Origin of the sequence: Agromyces mediolanus (assembly GCF_014648575.1) — a bacterium.
GTDB classification, from domain to species: domain Bacteria; phylum Actinomycetota; class Actinomycetes; order Actinomycetales; family Microbacteriaceae; genus Agromyces; species Agromyces mediolanus.
Genome location: NZ_BMRJ01000001.1, coordinates 71,028 through 86,596 on the forward strand (window position 1 = coordinate 71,028; position 15,569 = coordinate 86,596).

General features: G+C 74.7%; 12 protein-coding genes. 7 read left to right on the forward strand and 5 right to left on the reverse strand.

Features of this window, described 5'->3' with window-relative positions; all coding sequences use genetic code 11:
• Positions 1–104 precede the first annotated feature (104 nt).
• Entirely contained in the window at positions 105–1,454 is a 1,350-nt protein-coding gene (locus IEY71_RS00315) for a hypothetical protein (protein WP_189083331.1), read from the reverse strand.
• Between the two features lie 107 nt (positions 1,455–1,561).
• A complete protein-coding gene (locus IEY71_RS00320) occupies positions 1,562–2,689 on the reverse strand; it encodes a hypothetical protein (protein ID WP_189083332.1) in 1,128 nt (375 codons plus the stop codon).
• A 208-nt stretch (positions 2,690–2,897) separates the two neighbouring features.
• On the opposite strand from IEY71_RS00320, the gene IEY71_RS00325 reads away from it, so the two are divergent.
• The 4 genes from IEY71_RS00325 (at position 2,898) to IEY71_RS00340 (ending at position 8,239) form a co-directional block, all read left to right on the forward strand.
• A complete protein-coding gene (locus IEY71_RS00325; RefSeq protein WP_189083333.1) occupies positions 2,898–6,125 on the forward strand; it encodes an efflux RND transporter permease subunit in 3,228 nt (1,075 codons plus the stop codon).
• Positions 6,126–6,135: 10 nt separating this feature from the next.
• Entirely contained in the window at positions 6,136–6,582 is a 447-nt protein-coding gene (locus IEY71_RS00330; protein WP_189083334.1) for a DUF6153 family protein, read from the forward strand.
• An 86-nt stretch (positions 6,583–6,668) separates the two neighbouring features.
• Positions 6,669–7,292, forward strand: a complete 624-nt coding sequence (locus tag IEY71_RS00335; RefSeq protein ID WP_189083335.1) for a DUF305 domain-containing protein — start codon at positions 6,669–6,671, stop codon at positions 7,290–7,292.
• Positions 7,293–7,441: 149 nt separating this feature from the next.
• Positions 7,442–8,239 (forward strand): GntR family transcriptional regulator, encoded by a 798-nt coding sequence (locus tag IEY71_RS00340; protein WP_189083336.1) that lies wholly within the window; start codon positions 7,442–7,444, stop codon positions 8,237–8,239.
• A 147-nt stretch (positions 8,240–8,386) separates the two neighbouring features.
• On the opposite strand, the gene IEY71_RS00345 is transcribed toward IEY71_RS00340, so the two are convergent.
• Positions 8,387–9,331, reverse strand: a complete 945-nt coding sequence (locus IEY71_RS00345; protein ID WP_189083337.1) for a helix-turn-helix transcriptional regulator — start codon at positions 9,329–9,331, stop codon at positions 8,387–8,389.
• A 101-nt stretch (positions 9,332–9,432) separates the two neighbouring features.
• Positions 9,433–11,598 (reverse strand): copper-translocating P-type ATPase, encoded by a 2,166-nt coding sequence (locus tag IEY71_RS00350; RefSeq protein ID WP_189083338.1) that lies wholly within the window; start codon positions 11,596–11,598, stop codon positions 9,433–9,435.
• 347 nt (positions 11,599–11,945) lie between these two features.
• Between IEY71_RS00350 and IEY71_RS00355 the strand changes: the two genes are divergently transcribed.
• Positions 11,946–12,941 (forward strand): NAD-dependent epimerase/dehydratase family protein, encoded by a 996-nt coding sequence (locus IEY71_RS00355; protein ID WP_189083339.1) that lies wholly within the window; start codon positions 11,946–11,948, stop codon positions 12,939–12,941.
• 172 nt (positions 12,942–13,113) lie between these two features.
• Here IEY71_RS00355 and IEY71_RS00360 read toward each other — a convergent pair whose 3' ends face one another.
• Complete coding sequence (locus tag IEY71_RS00360) at positions 13,114–13,935, reverse strand: hypothetical protein (protein WP_189083340.1); 822 nt, start codon at positions 13,933–13,935, stop codon at positions 13,114–13,116.
• A gap of 100 nt (positions 13,936–14,035) precedes the next feature.
• Here IEY71_RS00360 and IEY71_RS00365 point away from each other — a divergent pair, with 100 nt between their 5' ends.
• Positions 14,036–14,980 carry an arginase family protein gene (locus tag IEY71_RS00365; protein WP_189083341.1) on the forward strand — a complete coding sequence of 315 codons (945 nt, stop codon included), beginning with the start codon at positions 14,036–14,038 and terminating at the stop codon, positions 14,978–14,980.
• A 73-nt stretch (positions 14,981–15,053) separates the two neighbouring features.
• Complete coding sequence (locus IEY71_RS00370; RefSeq protein ID WP_189083342.1) at positions 15,054–15,530, forward strand: SixA phosphatase family protein; 477 nt, start codon at positions 15,054–15,056, stop codon at positions 15,528–15,530.
• The last annotated feature ends 39 nt before the right edge of the window (positions 15,531–15,569 follow it).

The window sequence follows — 15,569 nt, forward strand, 5'->3', positions numbered from 1 at the left end:
CCGCCCCGACCCCGGCCGGACGGATCCGGCCGCCCGGTCCACCGCGGAGGCGACCGGGAGTTCAGGGGTTTCGGGGCCCGGGCCGGAGCCCGGGCCCCAAGGGTTCAGTTGCGGGCGATGCGACGCCGTCCGACGAGCACCAGGCCGAGTGCGAGCAGCGCGAGCGCGGCCCACAAGATGGAGCCGTCGACGCCGGTGCTGGCGAGCCCGGTCGTGCCCTCGGCGGCGACCATCGTCGCGCCTCCGCCGCTCCCGCCGTTCCCGGCCGGCGTCGACGGGGCGGTCGGCGTGGTCGGGGTGGTCGGCGTCGTGGGATCGGTCGGGCCGGTCGGGTCCGTCGGGTCGGTCGGGTCCGTCGGGTCCGTGGGATCCGTCGGGTCGACGATCGTCGTCGGGCCGTCCGTCTCGCTGTCCCCGATCACCGAGATGGCGTTGCCGCCGACCGTGATCGGCAGCGAGAGGCCGGGCACGAGCTGCGTCCCGCCGAGCAGTCCGCCGAGGCCGCTGGTCTCGGCCCCGCTGCCGGAGCCGCTGCCCGTGCCGCCGGTCACCTCGGTGGAGGCGTCCGTCGACGTGCTGTCGCCGACCGCCGAGATGGCGTTGCCGCCGACCGTGACCGGGACGCCGAGCGAGGGCAGCAGCTGCGTGCCGCCCAGGATGCCGTCGTCGCCGTTGGTCTCAGCCCCGCTGCCGGAGCCGCTGCCCGTGCCGCCCGTCACCTCGGTGGAGGCATCCGTCGACTCGCTGTCGCCGACGACGCTGATCGCGTTGCCGCCGACCGTGACCGGCGCGCCGACCCCGCCGAGCACCTGGGTGCCGCCGAGGATCGAGTCGTCGCCGGAGGTGGAGCCGCCCGCGGCCGGTGCGCTGCCCGCACCCTCCGCGACTGTCGTGCCGGCGCCGTCGGACGAGCTGTCGCCGAGCACCGAGATGGCGTTGCCGCCGACCGTGACCGGCACGGCGACGTCGACGAGCCCCTGCGTGCCGCCGAGGACGCCGTCGCTGCCGCTGGTCTCGGCCGGAGCGCTGCCCGCGTCCGCCGGGGTCTCGGCGGCCGGGGCGACCTCGGTCGTCGGCTCGCTCGTGCTGCTGTCGCCGAGCACGCTGATCGCGTTCCCGCCGACGGTGATCGGCACGTTCACGTCGATGAGCGCCTGCGTGCCCGAGCCGACCCCGTCGTCGCCGGAGGTGGTGGCCTCCTCGGCGGGGGCGGCCGGGGCGGCGGGCGCCGTCTCCGTGCTCGCGTCGCTGGAGCTCGAGTCGCCGAGCACGCTGACGGCGTTGCCGCCGAGTGTGATCGGGAGGTCGATCGAGATGCCGGCCTGGGAGCCGGACAGGATGCCGTCGTCGCCGCTGGTGTCCGCAGCGTGCGCGACGCCGGCGCCGAGGAGCGTGAGCCCCCCGGTGACGAGGGTCGCGTAGAGCGCCCTCACGGCGAGCTGCTTGAGATTCATGATCAGTTCTCCTGACTGTGTGGGAATCGACGCGCCGGCGCATGCCGGAGCGGAGTGACCGTGTGTCCGAGCGCGCGCGTGAGCGCGTCGACGGACGGCGGTTCCCGTCAGTCAGGAGTGGTGTCGGTCTCGAACACGGGCGACGAGGGCAGCTCGTCGTTCACCGTGCTGAGCGCGAGGGAGGCGTTCGCCTCGTGGCCGACGGCGGCGAGGGCCGCGTCGGAGCTGGTGGATGCCCCGGCCGAGCCGGAGCCCGCCGCGGTCCCGCCTGCGGCGCCGCCGAGGGCGGGCGAGAACGGGGCGCCGGGGAACGGCGTGTTCGGGGCGTTCGGCGGCGCGGTGTCGTGCGGCGCGCGCAACTGGGCGCCAAGCGCCGCATCGCCCGCCGAGCGCACGTCCGTGCCGGCGCGGGCGGGTGGGCCGATCGCCGCGGCGGCGGGCGCGGGCTCAGCGGCCGTCGCCGAAGGGAGCGACGACGGCGGGATCGGCACCGTGCCGGGGCCGCCGGGCTCGGCGGGACCGCCAGGGCCGCCCGGCCCTCCGGGCAGCAGCGGCACGGTCGGCAGCTGCGGCAGCACGCCGCCGTCGGGCAGCGGGCCGAGCGAGCCGACCACCCCGCCGAGGGTGTCGTCGACGGCGCCGGCGACGGGGTTCAGGATGGCGCCGACGGGGGTCGGGCCGAGCAGGCCACCCACGACGGGGAGGGTGCCGACCAGGTGATCCACCGCGTCCGTGACGGGCGTCACGACCCCTCCGACGGCTCCGCCGCCGGCGATGCCGGAGACCGCGCCGCCGACTGCGCCGACGGTGCCGGTGACGGCCTCGTCGACGGTGTCGACGGCTCCGTTCGCGGCATCCGTCACCGTGTCCACGACGGCCGGAACCTCCTCGACGACTTCAGCGACGGGCGCCGGGGCGACCTCGACGACGGGTTCGAGCACCTGGTTCACGGGTGCCGTGACGGCGCCGACGACGCCGTCGAGCGTGTCGCCCACTGCGCCGGTGACGCTGCCGACGGTGCCGAGCACCGAGCCGACGGCGCCGAGCAGCCCGGAGCCGCTGGAGCTCGACGAACCGCTGCCGGGCGGCGGCGCCGCTTCTTCCGCGGAGGCGCCGGACGCGCCGGTGAAGAGCGAGATCGCGAGCCAGGCGGCCGAGACGGCCGCGCCCGCGAGGGCGATTCGGAGGGCAGGGCGCTGCAGCGGCGTTCGCCGTGCAACGATCAGATCGGTCATTCCGATCACCCCCCGGTGCTGCCGAAGATACGCCTTGAGGATGCCTCAGGCAACCCCCATCCGGGGGACAGCATGCCCCCTGAGGCGTCCGGAATCACCCTCGGACGGGTGCCGCGACTGCGTCGAGCGACCGCCCGGCGCGCCGGCGGGACCGGCGTTCAGCGAACCGTGACCTTTCCGAACGAATCGGACTGCGAGAATCGTGCCCATGCACCTGCTCGCGAAGCTCAGCATGCGCAACCGTGCGCTCATCGCCCTCGTCACGATCGTCGTGGCGATCTTCGGCGCCCTCTCGCTCACGAGCCTCAAGCAGGAGCTCGCGCCCTCCATCGCGTTCCCGCAGCTCTCGATCGTGACGAGCTACCCCGGCGCCTCGCCCGACGTCGTCGACGCCGACGTGTCGACCCCGATCGAGACCGCGATCCAGGGCATCACCGGCCTCGAGTCGACCTCGACGACGAGCTCGACCGGGCTCTCCCGGGTGACCGCGAGCTTCACCTACGGCACCGACCTCGCCTTCGCCGAGCAGAAGCTGCTCTCCGCGGTGAACCGCATCCAGCAGTCGCTGCCCGACGACGTCGACCCGCAGGTCGTCGCGCTCTCGCTCGACGACTTCCCCGTGGTGCAGCTCGCCGTCACCGGCGTGGACGACACGGCCGCCCTCTCCGACGAGATCAGCCGCACCACCCTCGGCGAGATCACCGACGTCGACGGCGTGCGCGACGCGACCCTCGTCGGCGACGTCGGCCAGCGCGTCAACATCACCCCGGACCCCGCCGCCCTCGCCGCGCGCGGCCTCACCGTGCAGGCGATCCGCGACGCGCTGTCGCAGAACGGCGTGCTCGTGCCCGCGGGCACGATCACGGAGGACGACCGCACCTTCGCCGTGCAGTCGGGCGCCCGGCTCGGCAGTGTCGACGACGTCGCGGCCCTGCCCCTCGTCGGCCAGCCCGGCACGACTCCGCCCACCATCGGCGATGTCGCGACGGTGGCGCTCGGCGAGAACCCCGTGACGAGCATCTCCCGGGTGAACGGCGAGCCGGCCCTCACGATCTCCGTCACGAAGCTGCCCGCGGCGAACACCGTGGAGGTGTCGAACGCGGTCAAGGCGCTGCTGCCCGACCTGGAGTCCTCGCTCGACACGACGAACCCCGGCGCGACGTTCACCGTCGTCTTCGACCAGGCGCCGTACATCGAGCAGTCGATCGAGTCGCTCGCGACCGAGGGCCTCCTCGGCCTCGTGTTCGCCGTGATCGTGATCCTCGTCTTCCTGCTCTCGGTGCGGGCGACGCTCGTCACCGCGATCTCCATCCCGACCTCGGTGCTGATCACCTTCATCGGGCTGCAGGCCGCCGACTACACGCTGAACATCCTGACGCTCGGCGCGCTCACCATCGCGATCGGCCGCGTCGTCGACGACTCGATCGTCGTCATCGAGAACATCAAGCGGCACCTCGTCGCCGGCGTCGACAAGGCCGCGACCATCGTGCGCGCCGTGCGCGAGGTCGCCGGCGCGATCACCGCGTCGACGATCACGACGGTCGCGGTGTTCCTGCCGATGGCGCTCGTCGAGGGCGTCACGGGCGAGCTGTTCCGGCCGTTCTCGCTCACCGTCACGATCGCGCTGCTGGCCTCGCTGCTCGTCGCGCTCACGATCGTGCCGGTGCTCGCGTACTGGTTCCTGAAGCCCGCGAAGGTGCACAAGCACGACGGCTCGGATGCCTCGGCCGCGGCATTCATCGACGAGGCATCCGCGACCGGCGGGGCCGCGGGCGCCGACGAGCTGGAGCACCCCTCGCGGCTGCAGCGCGGCTACCTGCCGATCATCCACTGGACGCTGAAGCACGGCGTCACGACCATCCTGCTCGCCGTGCTCGTGCTCGGCGGCACGATCGCGCTGACGCCGCTCATGAAGACGAACTTCCTCGGCTCCTCGGGGCAGAACACCTTCCAGGTCACGCAGGAGCTTCCGGTCGGCACGAGCCTCGACGCGCTCGACGCGGCCTCGAAGCCCGTCGAGCAGACGCTGCTCGACACGGAGGGCGTCGACACCGTGCAGACCTCGATCGGCTCCGGCGGGCGCGGCCTCTCGGCCCTGCTCGGCGGCGGCGCGGCGACCGTCACCTACTCGGTGACGACCGACGAGTCGGCCGATCAGGACGCGCTGCAGGCCACCGTGCGCGGCGAGCTCGACGACCTCCAGGACGTCGGCGAGGTCACTCTCTCCGCGGCGAGCGGCTTCGGCGCCTCGAACGACATCGAGGTCGACATCACCGCCTCGAACGCCGAGGACCTGCGCACCGCGACCGACGCCGTCGTGCAGGAGCTCGACGGCATCGACTCCCTCGCCCAGGTCACCTCGAACCTCTCCGAGGGGCGGCCCTACATCGCCGTCGAGGTGAACCGCTCGGCGGCCGCGGAGGCGGGGTACTCGGAGGTCGCCCTCGGCGGCTTCGTCTCGGCGGCGATGCAGCCGCAGAGCGCGGGCTCGATCGTGATCGACGAGAAGACGCTCACCATCTACCTGGACTCCGAGGAGCCGCCCACGACGATCGCCGCGCTCCAGGAGCTGCCGGTGCCGACCGCCGCCGGCCCGGTGCGCCTCGACTCGCTCGCGACCGTCGCGCAGGTCGACGGCCCGGCCACGGTCACGACCGTGCAGGGGCTGCGCAGCGCGACCGTCTCGGCGACGCCCGCGGGCGACGACCTCGGCACCGCGAGCGCGGCCGTCTCGCAGGCGCTCGCCGAGGTCGAGCTGCCCGACGGCACCGCCGCCTCCGTCGGCGGGGTCACCGCGGACCAGACCGAGTCGTTCTCGCAGCTCGGGCTCGCGCTGCTCGCGGCGATCCTCATCGTCTACGTGGTGATGGTGGCGACCTTCCGCTCGCTGCTGCAGCCGCTGCTGCTGCTCGTCTCGGTGCCGTTCGCGGCGACGGGGGCGATCGCGCTGCAGATCCTCAGCGGCATCCCGCTCGGCGTCGCCTCGCTCGTGGGCGTGCTCATGCTCGTCGGCATCGTCGTGACGAACGCGATCGTGCTCGTCGACCTCGTCAACCAGTACCGCGACCGGGGGATGAGTGTGCGCGAGGCCCTGCTGCACGGCGCCTCGAGGCGACTGCGGCCGATCCTCATGACCGCGCTGGCGACGATCTTCGCGCTGCTGCCGATGGCGCTCGGCATCACCGGGCACTCGGGCTTCATCTCGCAGCCGCTCGCGATCGTCGTGATCGGCGGCCTGATCTCCTCGACGGCGCTGACGCTCGTCGTGCTCCCGGTGCTCTACGACCTCGTCGAGGGCGGCCGGGAGCGACGGCGGGCCAAGCGCGCGGCTCGCGCCGACGACGGGGTGGATGCCTCGGGCGGCGCGTCGTCTGCCTCGGACGGTACGTCGGCGGACGCGTCGTCGGCGGGTGCGTCGGAGGCGACGACGTCCTAGAGTAGGGGGTATGGGTATTCGGCGGGCGCTCCTCGCGCTGCTCGCCGTGCCCGCCATCCTGCTCGGACTGCTCGCCATGCACGCCCTCGGCGGCGCGGGCGGGCACGAGGGCGGGCACGCGCTGCCCGTCGCCCACGCGGCGGAAGGCTCCGGTGCGGCAGCCGGGCATCTCGCGAGCGACGAGGCATCCGCCCACGCCGCGACCTCCGCCGGCGCCGCGACCTCCGCCGGCGCGTCGTCCGGCGACCGTGCCGACGTGACGGCCGAACCCGGCGACGGCGGCATCGCCGCGCTCATCTGCATCCTCGCGCTGCTCGCCGTGCTCCTGCTCGGCGCGGCCGCGGCGCCGCTGCGCCTGCCCGGCGCGATGCGGCTCGTCGCCGTCGCCCGTCGGCTCGCGAGCGAGGGACGCCGTCCGGCGCCCTCCTTGCTGCAGCTCTCCATCAGCCGGACGTGATCCGCGCTCGCGTCGCCCTCGCGCGGCGCCTGCGCCACGCGCGCCGTCGACCGGCGGCGCGCCGATCACGAACGGAAGAGCACACCATGAAGATTCAGTTGACCCCCCGCGCCGCCGTGCGTCTCGCCACGATCGCCGCGGCATCCGCCGGCCTCCTCGTCCTCAGCGGCTGCGCCGCCGGCGGCGGGATGGGCGGGATGGACGGGATGGACCACTCCGGCACCGGCGGCGACCCGAGCCAGTCGGCGAGCGAGCTCGCCGCAGCCAACGAGGCCGACGTCGCCTTCACGGCGGGCATGATCATGCACCACCAGCAGGCCATCGAGATGGCCGACCTCGTGCTCGCGAAGGAGGGGCTCGACCCCGAGGTCGCGGCGCTCGCCGAGCGGATCAAGGCCGCTCAGCAGCCCGAGATCGACCGCATGGAGGGCTGGCTCGAGGACTGGGGCCAGTCCGGCGGCGGCATGGCCGGGATGGACCACAGCACGATGATGTCCGCCGACGACCTCGCCGCGCTGGAGGCGGCGAGCGGAGCCGAGGCCGGGCCGCTGTTCCTCGAGCAGATGATCGTGCACCACGAGGGCGCGGTCGCGATGGCCGAGGACGTGCTGGCCGAGGGCGAGAACGCCGACGTGCTCGCGCTCGCGGAGGCCGTCATCGCGGACCAGACCGAGGAGATCGCCGAGATGCGCGAGATGCTGGGGCAGTAGCAGACCGGCTGCCGGGCCCGCGCGGTGCGCGGGCCCGGGGCCGGGTCGCGGGCCGACCCCGAGCGCCCCGCCGCCGAGTTCACGCAGTGTTCACCCGGGCGTCGCCGGGTGCCCGGTTCGGGGGACACCGCGCTCCCTATCGTCGGAGCATGGTCATCAGCGCACCGTCGGGCCGTCGGTCCCCCGTCTCGCTCCGAGTGCGGGCCGAGCTGCGAACCCGCATCGAGCGCGGCGTCTGGTCGGCCGGGATGGCCCTGCCGAGCGAGGCCGCGCTGTGCCGGGAGTTCGGCACCTCGCGGGGACCGGTGCGCCGGGCCCTCGCCGCACTCCGCGCCGAGGGGTTCATCGTCGGCGGTCGCGGCAAGCCGCCGGTCGTGGGCAAGGTCGTGCCGGCCCAGTCGCTCGCGACCTTCCGCTCCTTCACCGACTGGGCCCGGGCCGAGGGCAAGACCCCGGGCACGAGGACGCTCTCCCTCGAACGTCGGCACGCGGCATCCGCCGTCGCCGGCCTGCTCGAGCTCGACGAGGGCGCCGTCGTCGTCGAACTGATCCGGGTGCGGCTCCTCGACGAGGTGCCGATCATGATCGAGCGCGCGAGTTTCGTGCCGGACGTCGGCCGCGTGCTGATCGGCCTCGACCTCGATCACGCCTCGGTCTCGGCCGAGCTCGCCCGTCACGGCTTCGGGCTCGTGCAGGCGCGCCACACGATCGACGCCGTCGCGGCGAACCCGCTCGACGGGGAGGCGCTCGGCGTGCCGTCCGGCGCGGCGCTGCTCCGCGAACGCCGGCTCTCCCGTGACGTGCACGGGCGTGCGGTCGAGTACGCCGAGGCGCGCTACCGCTCGGAGTTCGCGACGTTCCGCATCGACAACGCCGCCGCCGGATTCACGGGCGACGAGGCGGGCACCACCGCCGCGAGCCCGATCGAGGTGCGCTCGCTCGACTGAGCGGGCGGCCCCGCCGCCGCCGCTCCCGCCCGCCCCTGCCCGGTCCCACCTGCCACGCGCCCCCGCAAAACGGCAGTATTTGCGGGTGTTCGCGCCCGCGCACCCGCAAATACTGCCGTTATGCGGGCGGCGAGGGCGCGCGCCGTCTCAGCCGCGCAACGTGGCGACCGGTGTCACGCCGTACGCCTCGCGGTAGGCGCGCGCGAAGCGGGCGTCGTTGCTGAAGCCCCAACGCCGCGCGATGCCGCGCACGGTGTCGCCGGCGGTGGGGTCGGCCCCGCGGAGCTCCTCGTGGGCCCGGGCGAGCCGCACCCGGCGGAGATACTCGCTCGGCGTCGTGTCGAGGTGCCGGCGGAAGGCGGCCTGCAGTCCGCGACTGGTCAGGCGCGCCGCCGCAGCGAGGTCGTCGACGGTGACCGGCTCGGCGGCGTGCGACTCCGCGTAGTCGACGGCGCGGCGCACCGCGGCGGGCAGGGCGCCGTCGGCGTAGCCCGCGTCGCCGAGGATCTCGATCGGGAACGCCGCGAAGGCCGCGACGAGCAGGGACCGCACCGCCTGGCCCCGGATCAGATCGTTCGAGGCGAGCTCGTCGTCGGCGAGCACCTCGCGCAGCACGTGCTCGTGCAGCGCCGCCCAGTACCGCTCGAGCTTGGCGTTGCGGGCGCCGACGCCGCCGAACCGCAGCGTGGCCGAGTCGGCGCCGACGAGGCCTGCGGCGACCCGCTGCGCCTCGCTGCGCGAGAGGGAGACCAGATCGATCTTGAGATCGTGGATGTCGGCCTGCACGGAGCCCGGGTGGAACAGCATCACCGCGCTGCGGCTGCCCGCCTTGCCGTCGGTGCGATAGACGTACCCGCCGCCGCTGCGGCGCCCGATCATGAAGGCGTCGTCGAGACGGGTGGATGCGCGTTCGAGGCGGGTGCCGATGTGGAGCCGGATGAAGCTCGCCGAGGCGTCGCTCAGCACCGTCTGCTCGTACACGAAACGGTGGTCGGGATCGCGCCCGAGCCGCGTCGTCGGCCAGATCTGCTGCATCTCGCGCTCGGCCCGGTCGACGTCGGTCGCGTGCGAGGCGAACCGCTCCAACGGCATCTCGGCCTCCCTGGCGCCAGTGTAGGCGGGGCCCCCGACATGAGAGTCGAGCGGCGCCGAGCGGCCGGCCCGCACGCAGGCCGGCCGCTCGGCATCCCGAATCAGCGCCGCTCGAGCACCGCCTTCGCCGAGGCCTCGGGCCGCAGGTCGAGCCGGCGCAGCAGCTGCGCGTTGAGCGCCACGATGACGGTCGACAGGCTCATCAGGATGGCGCCGATCGACATCGGCAGCACGAACCCGATCGGCGCGAGCACGCCCGCCGCGAGCGGCACCGAGATCAGGTTGTAGCCGGCCGCCCACCAGAGGTTCTGCGACATCTTGCGGTAGCTCGCCCGCGACAGCTCGATCACGGACAGCACCGAGCGCGGGTCGCTCGAGGCGAGCACCACGCCCGCGGAGGCGATCGCGACATCCGTGCCCGCACCGATCGCGATGCCGACGTCCGCCTGGGCGAGCGCGGGCGCGTCGTTCACGCCGTCGCCGACCATCGCGACGCTGAGCCGCTCGCGCTGGAGCTCCTGCACCTTCGCCGCCTTGTCCTCGGGCCGCACGCCCGCGAACACCCGGTCGATGCCGAGCTCGCCGGCGACGCGACGGGCGACGGGTTCGGCGTCGCCCGTGATCATGACGACCTGGATGTCGAGCGCGTGCAGCGCGTCGACCGCCTCGCGGGACTCGGGCCGGATCTCGTCGTCCAGCGCGAGCGCCCCGGCGACCTGCCCGTCGACGAGCACGTGCAGCACGGTCGAGCCGCCGTCCGCCCACGGCGCGGAGGCCGGGAGCGCCTCGACGCCCTCGCGCTGCAACAGCCCGGGGCCGCCGACCTGCACGACGCGGCCGCCGACGACGGCGCGCACGCCGATCGCGGCCGAGGCCTCGAACTCGCTCGTCTCGCTGCGGCGCAGACCGCGGCGCTCGGCATCCGCGACGATGGCCTTCGCGAGCGGGTGCTCCGAGTCGGACTCGGCGGATGCCGCGAGCGCGAGCACCTCGTCGAGCTCGTGGCCCGGGGCCGCCGCGGCATCCGTCACGGCGGGCTCGCCCTTGGTGAGCGTGCCGGTCTTGTCGAAGAGCACGGCGCCGACGGTGCGCATCGTCTCGAGCGCGAGCCGGTCGGTGATGAGCACGCCGCCCTTGGCTGCGCGCTCGGTCGCGATCTGCACGACGAGCGGGATGGCGAGGCCGAGCGCGTGCGGGCAGGCGATCACGAGCACGGTGATCGTGCGGACGACGGCGTCGTCCGGGTTGCCGAGCACGGTCCAGGCGATGGCGGTGAGCACGGCCGCGCCGAGGGCGAACCAGAACAGCCAGCCGGCCGCGCGGTCGGCGAGGCGCTGCGCGTGGGAGCTCGAGGCCTGCGCCTGCGCGACGAGCCGCTGGATGCCGGCGAGCGCCGTGTCGTCGCCGACTGCGCCGACTCGGACGCGGATCGCCGTGTCCGTCGCGACGGTGCCCGCGACGACATGATCGCCGGGGCCGCGGCGGACGGGGCGCGACTCGCCCGTGATCATGGACTCGTCGACGTCGGCCGTGCCGTCGACGACCTCGCCGTCGGCGGGGACGCGGCCGCCGGGCCGCACGATGACGACGTCGCCGAGGGCGAGCTCGGCGGGCGTGACCGTCTCGACGGTCTGCCCGTCGGGGCCGTCGACGATGCGCTCGGCCTCGTCGGGCAGCAGCGCGGCCAGCGCGTCGAGGGCGCTGGAGGCCTGGGCGATCGACTTCATCTCGATCCAGTGGCCGAGCAGCATGATGACGATCAGGAGCGCGAGCTCCCACCAGAAGTCGAGGTGGTGGCTGACGAGGCCGAAGCTCGCGGCGAGGCTCGCGAAGTACGCGACCGTGATGGCGAGGCCGATCAGCAGCATCATGCCGGGCTTGCGGGACTTCAGCTCCGACCAGGCGCCGGTGAGGAAGGGCTTGCCGCCCCAGAAGTACATGACGGTGCCGAGGACCGGCGAGATCCAGGGCACGATGCCCGTGTCGGGCAGCTGGTAGCCGATCAGCCCGGCGAACATCGGGCTGAGCACGACGGTCGGCACCGCGATGACGAGCATGATCCAGAACAGCCGGCGGAACTGACCGACGTGGTCGCCGTGCCCGCCGTGGCTACCGTGGCCGCCGTGCCCGCTCATGTCGTGCCCGGCGTGCCCGGTCATGTCGTGCCCGGCGTGCGCGCGGTGCTCGTCGTGCTGAGTGTGCGCGGCGTGCGGGTCGTGGCCGGATGCCTGGTGGCCGGTGTGCGGGTCGTGCTGGCTCGCGTTCATCGTGCCCTCCTGTGTCCTCTCGCCAGGTTAATACCCCTCTGGGGTACCTGCAAGTGGAACTGCGTCGCTCACGAGGCTATTCCCGGGCCGCGCTTCGACGCATGGTTCCCTGAGCCTGTCGAAGGGCCGCGCTTCGACGCATGGTTCCCTGAGCCTGTCGAAGGGCCGCGCTTCGACGCATGGTTCCCTGAGCTTGTCGAAGGGCGCGCTTCGACAGGCTCAGCGAGCCAGCTGTCGCGCTTCGACAAGCTCAGCGAGCCAGCTGGCGCGCTTCGACGGGGTCCCTTCGACGGGCTCAGGGAACCAGCTGGTTCCCTGAGCTTGTCGAAGGGTGCTGTGATGGCGGGATGGAGATCCTGATCCTCGGCGGCACCCAGTGGCTCGGCCGTGAGCTCGCCCGCGAGGCCCTGCGCCGCGACCACCTGGTCACGTGCCTCGCCCGCGGCGAGGTCGGCGGCGTCGCCGACGGAGCCCGGCTCGTCGTCGCCGACCGCTCGCGCGCCGACGCCTACGACGCCGTCGCCGACCGGCGCTGGGATGCCGTGATCGACGTCACCCGGCAGCCCGGCTTCGCCCGACGGGCGGCCGCCGCGCTCGCCGGGGCGGCCGATCGGGCGGTCGCGATCTCGTCCGGCAACGTCTACGCGCGCCACGACGAGCCCGGCGCCGACGAATCGGCGGAGCTGCTGCCGCCCCTCGAGTCCGACGAGTCCGATCCCGAGACGTACGGCGAGGCGAAGTCCGCGATCGAGCTCGCCTACCGCGAGGCGTTCGGCGACCGCGCCCTCGTCGTGCGGCCGGGGCTCATCGGCGGTCCCGGCGACGCCTCCGGCCGGAGCGGGTACTGGGTCGCCCGCGCGGCACGCGACGACGAGCCGATGCTCGTGCCCGCCATCCGCGACGCCGCCGCCCAGTTCGTCGACGTGCGCGACCTGGTCGCGTGGACGCTCGACGCGATCGAGCGCGGCCTCGGCGGCGCGTTCGACCTCGTCGGCGACCGCTCGACCTTCGGCGCGGTGCTCGATGCCTCCGTAGCGGTCGGCGGCTTCGCGGGCGAGCAGCTCGAGGCGGATCCCGACTGGCTCCTCGGGCAGGGCGTCGCCGAGTGGGCGGGCGAGTCATCCCTCCCGCTCTGGATCGCCGAGCCTGGCTGGCACGCGTTCCAGGACCACTCGAACGCGGCCGCCAAGCGCGAGGGCTTCGCGCCGCGCCCGATCGAGCAGACCCTCGCCGACCTGCTGGCGTGGGAACGCGAGCAGGGACTCGATCGCGAGCGGCGCGCCGGGCTCACGGCCGAGCGGGAGCGCGAGCTCGTGGCGCTGCTGCGGGCGTCCCGCGGCTAGGACGGCTCCTCCCGCCCGGCCCGCCCTTCTCGGCCCACCTTCCACGAAGGGGTCGAATTCCGACATCCGTCGCGTCCTGGAACGAAGCGGATGTCGCAATTCGACCCCCTCGATAGGGGAGCGGGGGAGCGGGGGAGCGGGCGGGAGCGGGTGGGGTGCGGCGGGATGCCGCTCAGGAGCGGGCGCGGCCACCGGGGGCCGGCCCGGCGACGATCGCGAGCCGAACCGCGATGACCGCGACCGCTGCCCAACAGAGCGCCGCGACGACGGCGGCGGCGAAGGCGAGGCCGCTCCACTCCCGCACGCCGAGTGCGGCCTCGACGGCGAGCGCGGCCGCGAGCAGTGCGGCGACGACCGCGAGGGGCCGCGCGCCGCGCCCGCCCCGGGACGCGCGGGCGACGAGCAGCACGGCCAGCACCATCGCGAGCACCCGGGTCCACACCACGAGCGTCGAGAGCGCCGAGGCGGCGCCGTAGCCGAGTGCGGCGACGAGCCCCGGGAGCTCGGACAGTGCGAGCACCGCGGCCGCGCCGACGGCGAGCACGAGCGCGACCCGGCGGATGCCGAGCTGCGCGGCCGGTGCGACCGCCCGCGCGCCGACGAGCGCGAGTCCGGCGGCGGTGGCGGCGAGGGCGAGCGCGAGCAGTCCGCCGACGTCGGCGACCGTGCCGCCGGGGCCGCCGCCGAGGCCGAGTCGCGTGACCGTCGCCGCGGCGAGCAGCAGGAAGTGCACGGCCGCCACGCCCCCGGCGACCCCGATGAGGGTGCGGCCGCGCACGGCGACCGCGCCGATCACGAGCAGTACGGTGCCGAGCGCCATCGCGCCGACCGCGCCGAGCTGGGCCGGGCCGATGCCGTGCATCAGGGCGATCTGCGCCTGCCGGCCGAGCGGGACCACGGCGACCGCGAACGCGGCGAGCACGACGGCGAGGCCGGCGAGCGCCGGGCCGGATGCCGCGGGCGGACGTCCGGGGCGGCGTTCGGGCTCGGGCATGCGAGCCACGATACGCGAGCGGCGGCCTCCGTCCGGGATCGCAGACGACGAGGCATCCGCGCCCGCTGCGCTCGCGAGCCCGACCGCCTAGCGTGGGCGCATGGCGCTCTCGCACGATCCCCTCTGGCCGCGCGCCGGAGCCTGGCCCGCCCCCGACGCCCTTGCAGGGGGGGAGCGCGCGGCGCTCGTCGTGCTCGGCGTGCCCGCGTGGCGCACCTCGCTCTCGCCGACCGGGGCGCATGCCACCCCGCTCGCCGTGCGTGAGGCGCTGCAACGCTACAGCGCCGCACTCGTGCCCGACAGGCGGGGGAGCGCCCGCGAGCTCGACCTCGCCGGGTCCGCACCGCTCGCGGTCGTCGACGCAGGCGACATCGAGGAACCCGACGGCCCGGAGGGCGAGGCGCGCACCCGGGCCGAGGTCGCGCGCCTCAGCGGGCTGGCCGAGGTGGTGCTCGCGATCGGCGGCGACAACTCCGTGACGGTCGCCACCGCGCTCGGCGCATGGGGCGAGGGGCTCGACCGCGCCGGACTCGTCACCCTCGACGCCCACTACGACCTGCGCGACGGCGTCTCGAACGGCTCCCCGGTGCGGCGGCTCGTCGAGGCCGGGCTCGACCCGGCGCGCATCGTGCAGATCGGCATCGCCGACTTCGCGAACTCGGCCGAGTACGCGCGCCGGGCGCGCGAGCTCGGCATCACCGTCATCCACCGCGACGAGCTGCACGGTCGCGCGCCGGCCGAGGTCATGGCCGAGGCGCTCGCCATCGCGGGTGCCGCGGGCGGGCCCGTGCACCTCGACCTCGACGTCGACGTCTGCGACCGCTCCGTGGTGCCCGGCTGCCCCGCCTCGATGCCCGGCGGCCTCGCCGCGTGGGAGCTGCGGGCCTTCGCGCGCGCCGCGGCGAGCGACCCGCGCGTGGCGAGCGTCGACCTCGCGGAGGTGGACGCGACGGCGGATGCCCCGGACGGGCGCACCGTGCGGCTCGCCGCCCTCTGCGTGCTGGAGGTGCTCGCCGGCGTCGCGAGCAGGCCGGGGCGCGGCTGACGCTCCGCTCCGCACGTGCGGCCGAGGTGCGCGCGCCCTCGCGCCGACGCGCGAGCGGTGCGAGGCTGGGGGCATGAAGACCCTCCTCCTCGCCCGGCACGCGAAGTCCGACTGGGGCGACCCGGGACTGGCCGACTTCGACCGCCCGCTGAACGCGCGGGGGCTGCGCGACGCCCCCGTCATGGCGCGCCGGCTCGTGGACGACGGTGCCGCCGTGCAGCTCGTCGTGTCGAGCCCGGCGCTCCGGGCCATCACGACCGCGCGCGAGTACGCGGCCGCGTTCGGCGCGGGGCTCGTCGAGCGGCCGGAGCTCTACGCGGCGTCGGCCCGGACCATCCTCGCGGCCGCCGCCGCGCTGCCCGACGAGGCATCCGTCGCGATGCTCGTCGGCCACAATCCCGGCATGAGCGACGCGGTCGCCGAGCTCACCGGGGAGTTCGTCGAGCTGCCGACGTGCGCGGTCGTGGCGTGCGCGGTCGACGTCGGCTCCTGGGCCGAGCTGATCGAGGGCAGCGGCCGGCTCGAGCTCGTGCGCACGCCGCGCGACTGACGCCGCCGACGGCGCCCCACCCCCCACCCCGAGTTGCCC

Bases quoted from the DNA above. Each gene is read 5' to 3' on its own strand.
- IEY71_RS00330 (WP_189083334.1), top strand. From the start codon at position 6,136: ATGGGTATTCGGCGGGCGCTCCTCGCGCTGCTCGCCGTGCCCGCCATC.
- IEY71_RS00370 (WP_189083342.1), top strand. From the start codon at position 15,054: ATGAAGACCCTCCTCCTCGCCCGGCACGCGAAGTCCGACTGGGGCGAC.
- IEY71_RS00325 (WP_189083333.1), top strand. From the start codon at position 2,898: ATGCACCTGCTCGCGAAGCTCAGCATGCGCAACCGTGCGCTCATCGCC.
- IEY71_RS00345 (WP_189083337.1), bottom strand. From the start codon at position 9,331: ATGCCGTTGGAGCGGTTCGCCTCGCACGCGACCGACGTCGACCGGGCC.
- IEY71_RS00360 (WP_189083340.1), bottom strand. From the start codon at position 13,935: ATGCCCGAGCCCGAACGCCGCCCCGGACGTCCGCCCGCGGCATCCGGC.
- IEY71_RS00350 (WP_189083338.1), bottom strand. From the start codon at position 11,598: ATGAACGCGAGCCAGCACGACCCGCACACCGGCCACCAGGCATCCGGC.
- IEY71_RS00320 (WP_189083332.1), bottom strand. From the start codon at position 2,689: ATGACCGATCTGATCGTTGCACGGCGAACGCCGCTGCAGCGCCCTGCC.
- IEY71_RS00355 (WP_189083339.1), top strand. From the start codon at position 11,946: ATGGAGATCCTGATCCTCGGCGGCACCCAGTGGCTCGGCCGTGAGCTC.
- IEY71_RS00335 (WP_189083335.1), top strand. From the start codon at position 6,669: ATGAAGATTCAGTTGACCCCCCGCGCCGCCGTGCGTCTCGCCACGATC.
- IEY71_RS00365 (WP_189083341.1), top strand. From the start codon at position 14,036: ATGGCGCTCTCGCACGATCCCCTCTGGCCGCGCGCCGGAGCCTGGCCC.
- IEY71_RS00340 (WP_189083336.1), top strand. From the start codon at position 7,442: ATGGTCATCAGCGCACCGTCGGGCCGTCGGTCCCCCGTCTCGCTCCGA.
- IEY71_RS00315 (WP_189083331.1), bottom strand. From the start codon at position 1,454: ATGAATCTCAAGCAGCTCGCCGTGAGGGCGCTCTACGCGACCCTCGTC.